Source organism: Dokdonella sp., from assembly GCF_019634775.1.
In the GTDB taxonomy this organism is placed as follows: domain Bacteria; phylum Pseudomonadota; class Gammaproteobacteria; order Xanthomonadales; family Rhodanobacteraceae; genus Dokdonella.
Map to the genome: position 1 here is coordinate 669964 of NZ_JAHCAS010000001.1, position 12814 is coordinate 682777.

Genomic DNA, 12814 nt, shown 5'->3' on the forward strand with positions numbered 1-12814 from the left:
CGGGATTCCGTCATTCGTTCGGGAAGCGGTCGAGGCCATTCTCGCCGGCGATCACGAGACTGCCACCTGCCGTCGGCAGTACCGAGGCGATCACACCGGCTGCCGTATGGGTCGACAGCGCCAGCGGTGCGTCGACGCTTGAACGCCGCAGGATCGTGCCGTTGGCACCGACGACGACTGCACCACCGCCATCGAGAGGCGCGCCGCCCATCAGGCTGAGCTCGGTGCCGGTATCGACCTCGCGCCAGTTGGTGCCGAGGTCGTCGGATTCGAAGACATGACCACGCAGGCCGAAGGCGAGCACACGTTCGTCGTCGTAGCCGATCACGCCGAACATCGACCCGTCATACGGAAGCTGCGTACGCTCCCAGCGTGCGCCGTCACGCGAGTGGAACACCGCACCGCGTTCGCCAACGATGACGAAGGCGCCGCTGCCGGTGCGCGCGATCGCGTTGAGATGCGGGTCACTTTCCTGGCCAATGGCGAGTTCTTCGGCGCTGAATACATCGCTGTCCAAGCCATCGTCGTCGCTGTGGCCGACGCTGGAGGCGGCTGAAACGGAACTGTCCTCACCGACGACGTCGATGCGTCCTCCGTTCCAGGAACGACCTCCATCGCTGGTGGTCAACATGAGGCTGTATGCACCGATCGCGATGCCGTTGCTGGCATCGGTGAACAACACATCCAGCAGGGGCACGCCCTGGCGCAGGTCGTGTTCCGCGCCGTCAGTCGGCAGCGCCCACGGATCGCGGCGCTGGATCTTCCAACTTTCGCCGCCGTCGGCGCTGTGCACGATCGCGCCATCATGGCCGACTGCCCAGACATGATTGCCCACGGCGCTGACAGCGGTCAGCGTGCTGCGCAGGGGCACCTCCGCCTGGCGCCAGGTGCTGCCGTCGTCGGAGAGCAGGATCTGACCGCGTTCACCGACTGCCACGAGACGCGTGCCGCCCGCACGCACGAGGTCAAGCATCAGCGATTCAGCCGCAAGCGGCTGCCGCTCGGCCGGCAAGGCCATCGGATCGGCAACGGGAGCAACCGACTCGTCGGCGAGCGCGGCACCGGCAATGAGCGCCAGGCCAATCACCGCCACGCGCGGTCGTGAACGGGAAAACTGCATCGGACCACCCCTGGTCGGGCACGAGGCGTGGGCACTCGCACGGATCATCAAACGGAAACCGGCCCCGCACGAATGCGGGGCCGACTTGATGCACGCCGATTACTGGAAGCCGCGCTGGCGCAACGACTGCACCGAGAACATGTCCGGCGTGGTCTGGAACGAGAAGTCGTACATCTTGTCCTCGTTGTCGAGGCCGACCGCGAGGTAGCGGCCCGACTTGAGGTCGTGATGCGTCTCCAGCGTCGACCAGAACACCGGCACTTCGTAGTAGTTCACGCTCGGCGCTTCGGAATAGCGCCACAGCTTGCCTTGCCCATCGTAGTGGTCGACGATGAGGAGCTGCCAGCTGTCCTCGTCGATGAAGAACACACGCTTCGGATTGATGTGGCGCTGGCCCGGCTTGACGTTCGCCTCGACCACATGCACGCGGTGCAGTTCGTAACGCAGGTAATCCGGGTTGATGTAGCCCGGCTTGACCAGGTCAGCGATCTTGCTGTCTGCACTGTGCGCCTTGTAGGAATTGTACGGCACGTACATTTCCTTCTTGCCGACGTACTTCCAGTCGTAGCGGTCGAGCGCGCCGTTGAACATGTCGGTCATGTCGGTGGTGCGCAGGTTGTCCGACGCCGTGCCGGGATTGTCGTAGGCGATGTTCGGCGCACGACGCACGCGGCGCTGACCAGGGTTGTACACCCAGGCCTGGCGCGGACCGATCTGCGAGTTCAGGGTCTCGTGCACGAGCAGCACCTGGCCGGCAAGGCGCGGCGGTGAAACAACTTCCTGGTAGAAATAGACGAGCACGTTGTTGATGTCGGCAAGTGTTGCGTTCGGCTTGTAGTAGAGGCCGAGCAGTTCTTCCTTGACGCGCACCAGCGAGAACGTGCCGTTGGCAGTCACCGGAGCCTGGTTCGCCCATCGCTGCAGCGAGACACCCTTGTACTTGAGCTTGTGGTTCCAGATCGCCTGCGCGCCGGCGACGGCCGGATCGCGGTCGAGGATCGGGAACGGAATGCCCTCGGCGACGTTGGCGACGCCGTCACCGGCGCCGACGAGCTCTCCGGTGGTCGCGTTCTTGATGGTCATGTCGTAGACGCGCTGCGGGTTCGAGGCCGAGCGCCGGGTCGGATAGACGACCATCTTCCAGTCCGCGTACTTGCCGAACATGGCGATCTGGCCCGGAGTGAGCTGATCGGCGTGCTGCTGGTGATTGGCGGCAGTGATCGTCAGTACGGGCTTGTCGCCGGCAAATGGATCGGGATGGTGCATGCCGACCTTGTAGCCGCTCGGGGGCTGCTTGATGCCACCATCCCAGGCCGGGATCGTGCCGGCCGCGTTGCCGGCCTGCTCGGCACCCAACGGGGTCAGCGTGGTGCCGAGCTTCTTCGCCTCGTCGGCACCAACCTTGGCCAGTGCCGCGTTGCCGATCATCGCTGCGGCGATCACGGCGGCGAGTCCCGCCTTCTTCAACATCGTCATGGTCTCGTCCCCCTCAGAACGAATAGCGCGCGGCGATCTGCACGAAATCGCGGTCATGGATCAGATTGAAATGGCCGCCACCGAAGAAATTGGTGTAGGCAAGGTCGAACACCCAGCGATTGAGGTAGTTGGCCTCGGCACCGATCGTGACCGACTTGCGACCATCGAGGAAGCTGCCGCCTGGCCCCGGCGTGATGCCGTTGACATCGTGGTTGAAGGCGATGCGCGGCGACAGGTTCACCGGCGTGCCCCAGACGTTGTTGTAGTCGGCACGCATGGCCAGGCGATAGCCCCATGAGAACCGCGTGGGGAAGCCACCGACCTGGGTGATCGGATTGCGCCCGCTGCCGGTGTTCACGTCTGGACCACCGCCGGTGTCGGTGCCATCGCCGTTGAAGCGCAGGTTGTCCGGCAGGTCGACATGGGTGAAACCGACCTCGCCGACCATGGCGAGCTGGTCGGAACCGAGGAAGTTGCCCGGGCCGAGCACCTTGGTCGCAGTGAACTGCAACTGCGCGATCTTGTGGCGCTCGTAGCCGCGGATCTCCTCACCCGGCCCGTACTGGCCGAGCTGGCTGTAGAAGCGCAGGTAGGGTTGCGGCAGCAGCACGTTGAGCGGCGACAGGCCGGCGAACAGCAATTCGACGTCGTCGATCTGGAACGGCTGGTTCGGGCGGTAGCTCAACTCGCCCTGCAGGGCGATGCCGGTGGACTCGAGCTGGGTGTTGAAGCTGACGCCGAACAGATGGATGTTCTCCGGATACTCGGTGAAGAACGAACCCGAACTCGGTGCCGAATTGACCACCGAGATGCCGCTGATCAACGGTACGCGGCTGTGGTAGTTCAACGCGTAGAAACCGAACTCGGTGTTGTTGAGGCCTTCGGCGAGATAGCGCAAGGCGAAGCCGCCCTGCCCGCTCTTCTTCGGGTTGCGCGTGGCCGTACGCGGGAAAGCAGCCGAACAGCCGGCGGCGACCAGGGCCAGCGGCAGGCTGGTATCGCTGGCGGCGTAGTTGCCAAGGCCGCAAACCTCGTCGTACAGATCCGGATTGATCACCGGCTGCGGCACCGTGCCGAAGTTCAGCATGACGTAGCGACCGCCCATGACCGCGAAGTCGTTGGTCGAGAAGTAGCTGCCGACCGGATCCGGGTCGGTGCGGCGGAAATCGAACAGGTAGACGAGTTCGCCCGAGAAGTTGTCGGTGAACGTGTACGACGACCACAGCATATGCACGGGCAGGAACGCATTCTTCAGTTCCGCGCCGGCGACACGCAGCTTGGACACGTCGACCGGGTTGATCGCGTTGATGCCGCCCTGGATGAAGGTGCTCTCACCCCAGCTGACGACCTGCTGGCCGAGACGAATGGTGCCTTCGCGCTCGGCGAGACTGAAGTTGTGGAAGACAAAGGCGTCGAGGATGCGCGTCTGCGTGCCGACGCGGTTCTTCGCCGCCCTCGACAGATCGTCGCGATCGTTGTTCTCGAAGTCGTAGAACCCGTAACCGCGCACGAAGGCGCCCCAGTTTGCGCCGTAGCGCAGGCTGAGCTCGACGGTTGCGTTGATCGCGTTGGAGATCGGTGACCATTGGTCGTAGGCGAGATTGCCGTCGTCGCCGTTGACCGAGTAGCGACCGCGTGCAGCGCGCTGTGCGGCCGAACCGAGGCCGAGCGCGCTGACGGTCGGATCAAACTGCGCCTTGCCGATCAGATCGTCGGCGGCATCCTCGGTACGCCAGGCCATGCCCCAGCCGATCGTCGTGTTGACGCTGCCGTGGAAGCCGTCCTGGTCGCCGAACTCGAGGGCCTGCGCGGTCCCAGCAAGGCCGGCAAAGGCCAGGAGGGTCGCCATGGCGAGGGCGTTGCGCACCGGCGCGCGCAAGCGCCGGCCGGTCGGGATGAGTGTGTTACGTGTCATTTTCGGATTCCCCTGGCCGGACTTACTGCGTACGGATGACGGACGGATTGGCGATCTGCACGGCGGTGCCGCCGCTGACCAGCAGACTGGCCATCTCACCCTGCATTTCGGCGGTGGCCGCAGCCGAAGCGGTCGGGCTCAGCAACGAACCATGGTCGCCGACGATGAAGCGCACCGCGCCGCGGATGCCGCTGGCCGACTGAGTGGTCTGCGTGATCGAGGCGAGGCCGAGCGTGCGAATCAGCGGCTCGGTACCGGACAGCGGCGCGCCGGCCACACTGTTCGGGATGACCTGATCGGGCAGCACGCTGCCGCCACCGACGACTTCCTGCAGCAGCAGGCGCTTGGTCGCAAGCAGGCTGGTGTTCGCCGAGTTGGCGAAGTTGACCGGATCGGCCGAGTCGATGACGGTCTGCGCCGCGCCGAAGAAGGAATCGTAGTCCGGCGTGTTGGGCTGCAGGCCCGCGCTGGCGGCGAGGCCGGCGCGGATGCGCGGCCCGAAGGTCGGCGAGGCTTCGAGCATGCGCGCAATGCCACCACCCGGCACGTTCAGCAGGGCGGTCTGCACGTTCGGCTGCACACTCATGAACACCGTGCCGATGATGCCGCCGAGCGACTGGCCGACGAAGCTGATGCGCGTGCCGTCGAAGCTGACGGTCTGCACCCCCATCGTCGGAATCGCCCGGGCCAGCACGAGCAGGTCGGCGGCGGCCTGGCGGATGTTGTCGCGCGAAGTCAGCAGGCTCGACAGGTTGATGAAGTGCGCGCCCGACGAGTCGATGACACCGTCGGGGCCGGCGGCGCCGGTCGTGTTGTTGATGTAGTCGACGTTGAACGTGCGCTCGCGTGCGCCGGCCGCGGCGAACGGCGTATTGGCGATGTTGAGCGGGCTCGCCGGATTGGTGATGCCGTGCAGCGGCGCGTCGATCGCGATCACCGCGAAGCCCTGCGCGGCGAGCGTGCCGGCGACGGCAAATGCATCGGTGCGATCACGCGTGATGCCATGCTGGTAGATCACCACCGGCCAGCCAGCAGCCGGCTTGGTGCGGCCCGATGCCGCATTCGGGACGGTCAGCAGCAGGGGCACCTTCTGTGTTGAATTGGCCACCGGCAACGGATTGGCATAGGTGACGAAGGTGGAGGTCGGATCGAGACCAAAGCCGTTGAAGGGCGGCACATAGGCGCCCGGTGCGGCACGCCAGAAACCGGTCAGTGGTGCGGTCGGCGCGGCCGCGCTCGGCGCACCGAGGTAGTACGGCAGATCGATCGTGCCGATGTAGACATCGGCGACCGGCGGCAGCGCGGCGTTGATCTGCGCCAGGGTAAGGCCGGTCGGAGCGAGCGCAGTCGCCGCCGCCGGCGAAGCCGCAGTGCGCGTCTGCACGGCGCCGATGACCGGCGTGATGCTCTGCGTGGTTGCCACCCAGGTCAGCACCACGCGATCGCGCGGAATCCCGGCGCCAGCCGCGGCGGCCAGGTGCGAATTCGTCAACTGGCGCAGCGGCTCGAGCGCGCAGGCGGTCGCGTTCGGCAGCAGCGGCTCCTGGGAGACGCCATTGACGCACAGCGGCGTCGTGCGCTTGGACAGGAAGTAGGCCTGGTCCGACGTGGCGTCGTTGCCGGCGTTGTCGGTGATGCCGTTGGTGAGCACGACCAGATACGAGGTCACCTGCTTGAGCGGTCGCGTCGGGACGATCGCCAGGGTGCGCCCGGTCGTGTCGGACGACGCCAGCGCGGTGACGAAATCGGTGCCCGCCTGCAGTTCGGCAGTCACCCCGGTGACGCCGCCTCCAGGGCCACTCAGGGTGACCTGGAACACGCGCACACTGGAGCCGGGAACGATGCTCGACGGCTTCGGCGGCGCGGAGAAGGTGGTCGTCATCGGCGACACCGTGCTCCAGCCGTCGAGCGCGTTGATCGCAACGCGCGGATTGGCGTAGTCGCTCGGATTCGGCACCGGGATGTTGAGCGTGAGATCCGTCGTACCCGACAGCAGAAGGTTGTTCGGGAACGGGATGACGCTGGCACTCGGATCGAAGCGCGCGGTGATGACGCCGGTGACCGGCGAGCCGTTGTTGTTGGTCGCGGGCGGCGTGTCGACGGCGCGCGGGCTGTTGCTTCCGCCGCCGCACGCGACCAGAAGCAGTGACGGCAGCAGGACTGCCGCGATCAATCGAGCCTGCATGGGTATCCCCTTCGTAGTGTTCGCATGATGAAACCGGCTTGGCATCTTAGGCCGTTCAAACGCCTGTTGGCAACGCTCGCTTAACCGAAATTTCCTAGTTACATCAGCATGTTGCGGCGCACCATACGCTCAGGAATGGTGTACTCGTCAGTACTCGTCCGGCACCTCGTCCCAGGTGCCCGGTTGCGGCGCGAAACCACGTGGCGACCAGCCGAAGTCGGCACGCGCCTCGGCGTCGTCGGTGATGAGGTCCTGGCGCAGGCGTGTCAGGGCGGCACGCCCCGGCAAGCCACCGGAGCGCAGGCGACCCCATAGCGGCCATGCCACATCGAGCGCACGAAGTGGCAGGGGTATGCCAAGGCAGGGCACACCGAGCGATGCACGCAGGCGCGCGAGCATCGTTGCGAAGGCGAGGCGCTCGCCACCGCCGAGTGCATAGGTGCGATCCTGTCCGACACCACGTTTCCACAGCGCAAGACATGCCTCGGCAAGATCCGCGGCATGCACGGGCTGACGCAGGCCACTCGCCGCCGGCAACGCAGGCAGCACGTGCCAGCGCCGACCGAGGCGTGCGATCGGAGTCAGGCTGCGATCGAGGCCGGCACCATAGATCAGAGTCGGCCGCAACACGGTCCATGCACGCGATTGCGCCGCGCAAACCACAGCCACTGCGCGCTCCGCCTCGAGCAGGCGTGCAGCCAGCACGCGTTCGCCGGCATCGGCAGAATCGCGCTTGCTGTCCACGCTCATCGAGCCGAACGCGATCACGCGAGCGCGCGCATCAAGGCGCGCCGACGCCAGCCAACGCGCCAGTCCGTCGAGCGGACCAAGACTGAAAACCACCGAGATATCCGGCAAATCCGGCGCGGACGCATGAAGATCGCCCTGCAGCCAGCGCAGGCGCGGGTGCCGCGCGCTGCGCGCGATGCGGCTCAACGCATGCACCTCATGGCCGTCATCGAGCAAGGCCGGCACGAGGAAACGGCCGATCTGGCCGCTCGCGCCGAGGACGAGACAGGCGCCCATGCGCGGGGTTCAGTTCACTGGCGTGGAATCAACCGGGAGCACGAGCGTGAAGGTCGAACCCTCGCCCGGTTTCGTGCGCACGGTCACCGATCCGCCATGCGCCTTGACCAGATTGCGGACACTGGCAAGACCCAGGCCGGCGGCGCCGGGCCTGGTCGTGAAGTAAGGCTCGAAGATGCTCGGCAGTACGTCCTCGTCGATGCCGCTGCCGCTGTCGGTGAAACTGATTTCCACGCCGCGCGAGGGGTTTGCGCGCGCCTGCACGACGAGGCGACCTTCGCCGTCCATCGCCGCGGCGGCATTGTTGGCGAGCTGGATGAAGGCACGCGTGAGCTGGTCGACCGGCAAGCTCACCCTCGGCAGGTCGGCGTAGTCGCGCACGATCTCGATGCGCCCAGCCCACACACGGGACGCGAGCGTCAGAGCGGCATCGAGCGCAGCCACCGGATCGCTGCCGGTCGCGTTGCCGGCGGCCGGCGCCTGCACCGCCATTCGCAACGCCGAGGCCAACGCATCCGATCCGACCAGCGCCCGTTCGACTTCGTCGAGTCGCTGGCACGCGTCGACCAGAAGGTTGCTCTTGTCGAGGGCGGCACGTGCCGTGAACAGCTTGCGGCGCGCATCCTCGACATGGCCGACGAGTTGGTCGAGGCCGGCCTTGTCGGCACCGAAGATCATCTCGACCGGTTGCAGGCAATACTGCACGGCGTTGTCGTAGGCCTTGACCAGGGCGCGATAGTCGTCGAGCGAGGTACCGACCACACCAACCCGCGCCACGGCCTCGGCGAGCGGCGCCTGCACGTCGGTCACGAAGCCGGATGCGAGCCGCCCGAGTAGCGCCTCTTCACTGGCCGGAACCAGCTGTGCCTGGATCGCGCGCAAGGTATCGACCTCGCCCAGCGCATCGACCAACTCGTCGTCGAGATGCCGCGTGGTCGCTCTTTCCTTGCGCAACTGCAGATACAGCCACACGGCGATGCAGACAGCGATCGCCGCAACCAGCCAGCCCATCCAGACCATCCGACGACCTCCCTCAGCGCCCGCGCAGGCGGCGAGTATATGCCCGCTCAAGCCATCAGCAGCAGCATTTCGATGACGATGAAAGTGGCGAATGCGGCGACCAGGACCAGGCCCTCGCGACGCGACAGCTCACCGTCGTTGCGCATCATCGGGTAGACCGCAACGGACAAGGCGAGCAGGGCCGGCAGTTCGAGATTGGACAGGGCCGCACCGGTCACCAGTGGCCCGGCGGCCAGCACGAGCAAGGCCGGCAGCGGCAGCACGTTGGCAAGCGCGCCGAACAGCACCTGGCCGACGGCGAAATCGCCATGGCCGCGGCGCGCGTGCACGAGCGCCGCCGGCAAGCCGGCGATGGCTGCGGCCGGGCCGAGCAGCAGCAGTCCGACGAGCAGCGTGCCCGATTCGAGGCCCGCGGCCAGGCCAAGGGCGGCGCCCACGAGCAACCAGGCACCGAGACCAACCAGGCCCAGACCAACCAGGCTGCGTACCGCGAGCAGGCCGGAAGCGGCGCGTACCGCATCGCCGTCGAACAGGGCGCGCGCGGCGATGCGTTCGCGGCCGGTGTCGCGTGCAAGCAGGACCATGGCGACCAGCGTCGCTGTGCCGAGCAGGCCGGCATCGAGCGCCGCAAGCAAGCCGTCGAAGACCAGCACTCCGAACAGGACCGTAGCCAGCGCGATCAACGGGATCGCGTGCACGAAGGTCCTCAGGCGCAGGCGCAGCGGCGCGAGCATTGCGGCCAGACCCAGCACGAGGCCCAACTGGGCGATTGCGCCTCCGACGAGGCTGCCGAGCGCAAGCGCTCGCGCATCGACGAACAGCGCGGCCACCACGATGGCCGCCGCCGGCACGATCGCATTGAGCGCGCTCGCACCCAGGGCAAACGCAAACCCCTGCACGGCACGACGTGCACACAGCGCAGCAAACCCCTTGGCGAAGGCGTCGGTGCCGAGCAGCAGCACGAGGATACCGAGCAAATACCAGCCAACATCGACCATGATGCACTCCCGGCAGCGGCACGCTGCAACCGAAGGCCGCAGTCTAGGTATGTTCTGATCAATCCCACAACGGCGCCACCGTCTTGTGCAGGCGCATATCAAGGGGCGACGGCGAAGGCAGACTGGCCGTCTGTCGAGCCGGCGCAGCGCCGAGCTGCGCCCGCACAGGATGGCCCCAACCTCTTGATTCCCGATGACGACGTGACCGCAGCGCAGACCAGCGCGCATGTGTCATGTCATGATCGACATGGACTGCTTCGACTGCGGCCGGAGCAGCTCCCGCAAACGCAGCCCTGTGAGAACGCCTTCAGCGCGATCGATAGGCTTCAGGCCGCCCGAGTCGAACCAGGCGACCTTCGACCCCGAATACGGATAACCCATGCGCCTGCCCGCATCCGCCCTGTCCATCGCCATCGTCGTGCTCGCCTGCACGAGCCTCGTCGCGCCGGCACATGCCGACGACGACCGCTTCGCGTTGACCGCATCGGGTTTCCACCCGACCTCGCACACCCGGGTCAGCGCGGATGCCGGCGATCTGCGTGGTGAAACCCTCGACTTCGAGGACCGCTTCGCCCTTGCGCGCAAGACCACACGATTGCGTCTCGACGGCATGCTGCGCCTCGGCGACCGCCATCGCCTGGTGTTCAACCACTACGACCTCGAGCGCCGCCGCTCTACGGTGATCGACGAAACGATCCGCTACGACGGTCAGACCTTCCCGATCGACACCTTGGTCAGTGGTCGCTTCGACTTCAGCCTCTCCACGCTCTCGTATGAATACGCGGTCGTCGAGACGCCTTCATTGCGTGTAGGCGCGCAGATCGGCGCGCACTGGGCGAGGGCGCGCATCCGCATCCGCAGCCACGGCACGCCGATCGCCGACGTCCACACGCGCGCCGAAGGCGGCTCGCCCGCGCTTGGCCTGCGCTTGCTCGCCACGCCAGGCGGACACTGGCGGCTCGGCGGCTACGTGCAGGCGTTCAAGGCCGACATCGGCAACGTCGACGCCCGTTTCACGCGCGCCGGCATATTCGCCGAATACCGCATCAGCACGCACCTCGGTGCGCAGCTCGGCCATGACTGGTTCAAGCTCGACGCCGACTACGCGAAACCGAGCTGGAACGGCCGGCTCGATCTCGTCGTGCGCGGCCCGTCCGCGGGCCTGACGCTGGCGTTCTGACCTAAGGATGCTCTGCCGTACAACGCCCAAAGAAGCATCACGCCTCAAGGCGTTTCCTGCAAAAACCCTGGAAAGGTCAGATCAGATCCCTTCGCGGCTGAAGCCGCACACAAGGACTTGATTTCGTGGGGGCGATTTCAGCCGCGAAGGGTGAAATCAGTGCATCCTCAACGGCAACTCGCCCTGTGCCCGATTCAGTAGCGGATCACCGAGCGGATCACCTTGCCCTCGTGCATGAGATCGAAGGCGTGGTTGATCTGCTCGAGCGGCAGCACCTCGCTGACGAACTCGTCGATCCTGAACTCCCCAGCCATGTAGCGATCGACGTAGCCCGGCAACTGCGACCGGCCCTTGACGCCACCGAACGCCGAACCGCGCCAGACACGGCCGGTGACGAGCTGGAATGGACGCGTCGAGATCTCCTGGCCGGCACCGGCAACGCCGATGATGATCGACTCACCCCAGCCCTTGTGGCAACACTCCAGCGCAGAACGCATCACGTTGACGTTGCCGATGCACTCGAACGAGTAATCGACGCCACCATCGGTCAGCTCGACGATGACCTGCTGGATCGGCGTGTCCGGATGGTCCTTGGGATTGATGAAGTCGGTTGCCCCGAGCAGCTTTGCCATCTCGAACTTGTCCGGGTTCATGTCGATCGCGAGGATGCGCCCGGCCTTGGCCATCACCGCGCCCTGGATCACCGACATGCCGATGCCGCCAAGGCCGAACACGGCGACCGTCGAGCCCGGCGTGACCTTCGCGGTGTTGAGCACCGCACCGATGCCGGTGGTGACGCCACAACCGAGCAGGCAGACCTTGTCGAGTGGCGCGGCCTTGTTGATCTTCGCCAGCGCGATCTCAGGCAGCACGGTGTATTCGGAGAATGTGCTGCAACCCATGTAGTGCAGGATCGGCTTGCCGTTCATCGAGAAGCGCGAAGTGCCGTCGGGCATCAGGCCCCGGCCCTGGGTCGCGCGGATCGCCTGGCAGAGATTGGTCTTGCCCGACAGGCAGAACTTGCAGGTGCCGCATTCCGGCGTGTACAGCGGGATGACGTGATCGCCCGGCACAACGCTGGTCACCCCCGCGCCGACCTCCTCGACAATACCGCCGCCCTCGTGGCCGAGGATTGCCGGGAACAGGCCTTCGGGATCGGCGCCCGACAGCGTGAAGGCATCGGTATGACAGACCCCGGTCGCGACGATGCGTACCAGCACCTCGCCGGCCTTCGGTCCGGCCAGTTCGACCTCCTCGATCGCCAGCGGCTTGCCGGCCTCCCATGCCACGGCGGCTCTCGTCTTCATCCGGATGTCTCCCGTTGTTCGATGGATTCACGCCACGACGATGCGGACGCGGGGCGGTCGGGTAATGATGGCGTATTGGGGGTGGGGCGGGATAGGCGACAGCAGCGACGATCCTCGAATAGCTCAGCAGTCGTGGATGCATCACGCCTGCACGCGTGTTCAAGGGGCACCCGGGAAGATGCCTTTCCGCACGCTTCTCGCATTGCGCAGCATGGCCCGGCGACAGGTGCGGCCACTGGCGCTGCGCGCCGTTCGCTTTCGGCAATCCTGCCGAAAGCGTCGAACAAAGGTTCTGCCATCACGCCACTCTCCCAGCCATACGCAAGAAGGCCCGCTTGAGGCGGGCCCTTCTGCCTTGGGAGACCAGGATGACTCGCGCCATCCATGGCGCTCGGCCCTTCGGGCCCGGCGCTGCGCGCCGTTCGCTTTCGGCAATCCTGCCGAAAGCGTCGAACAAAGGTTCTGCCATCACGCCAGTCTCCCAGCCATACGCAAGAAGGCCCGCTTGAGGCGGGCCCTTCTGCCTTGGGAGACCAGGATGACTCGCGCCATCCATGGCGCTCGGCCCTTCGGGCCCGGCGCTGCGC

At 66.2% G+C, this 12814-nt stretch carries 9 protein-coding genes; 1 reads left to right on the top strand and 8 read right to left on the bottom strand.

Annotated features, from left to right (window positions below):
- Positions 1–10 precede the first annotated feature (10 nt).
- From KF907_RS02860 to KF907_RS02890, 7 genes are all read right to left on the bottom strand, one after another.
- Positions 11–1120: a WD40/YVTN/BNR-like repeat-containing protein gene (locus KF907_RS02860; RefSeq protein WP_291217985.1), complete on the bottom strand. Its 1110-nt coding sequence runs from the start codon at positions 1118–1120 to the stop codon at positions 11–13.
- Between the two features lie 99 nt (positions 1121–1219).
- Entirely contained in the window at positions 1220–2596 is a 1377-nt protein-coding gene (locus tag KF907_RS02865; protein WP_291217987.1) for a DUF1329 domain-containing protein, read from the bottom strand.
- Between the two features lie 13 nt (positions 2597–2609).
- Positions 2610–4511: a DUF1302 domain-containing protein gene (locus tag KF907_RS02870; protein ID WP_291217989.1), complete on the bottom strand. Its 1902-nt coding sequence runs from the start codon at positions 4509–4511 to the stop codon at positions 2610–2612.
- A 22-nt stretch (positions 4512–4533) separates the two neighbouring features.
- Complete coding sequence (locus tag KF907_RS02875; RefSeq protein WP_291217991.1) at positions 4534–6696, bottom strand: Ig-like domain-containing protein; 2163 nt, start codon at positions 6694–6696, stop codon at positions 4534–4536.
- A 147-nt stretch (positions 6697–6843) separates the two neighbouring features.
- Positions 6844–7722, bottom strand: a complete 879-nt coding sequence (locus tag KF907_RS02880; RefSeq protein WP_291217994.1) for an NAD-dependent epimerase/dehydratase family protein — start codon at positions 7720–7722, stop codon at positions 6844–6846.
- 9 nt (positions 7723–7731) lie between these two features.
- Complete coding sequence (locus KF907_RS02885) at positions 7732–8733, bottom strand: ATP-binding protein (RefSeq protein ID WP_291217995.1); 1002 nt, start codon at positions 8731–8733, stop codon at positions 7732–7734.
- Between the two features lie 56 nt (positions 8734–8789).
- Positions 8790–9740 carry a hypothetical protein gene (locus KF907_RS02890; protein WP_291217998.1) on the bottom strand — a complete coding sequence of 317 codons (951 nt, stop codon included), beginning with the start codon at positions 9738–9740 and terminating at the stop codon, positions 8790–8792.
- 379 nt (positions 9741–10119) lie between these two features.
- On the opposite strand from KF907_RS02890, the gene KF907_RS02895 reads away from it, so the two are divergent.
- Positions 10120–10920, top strand: a complete 801-nt coding sequence (locus tag KF907_RS02895; protein ID WP_291218000.1) for a TonB-dependent receptor — start codon at positions 10120–10122, stop codon at positions 10918–10920.
- Between the two features lie 194 nt (positions 10921–11114).
- On the opposite strand, the gene KF907_RS02900 is transcribed toward KF907_RS02895, so the two are convergent.
- Positions 11115–12227 carry an S-(hydroxymethyl)glutathione dehydrogenase/class III alcohol dehydrogenase gene (locus KF907_RS02900; RefSeq protein WP_291218002.1) on the bottom strand — a complete coding sequence of 371 codons (1113 nt, stop codon included), beginning with the start codon at positions 12225–12227 and terminating at the stop codon, positions 11115–11117.
- Between the last annotated feature and the right edge of the window lie 587 nt (positions 12228–12814).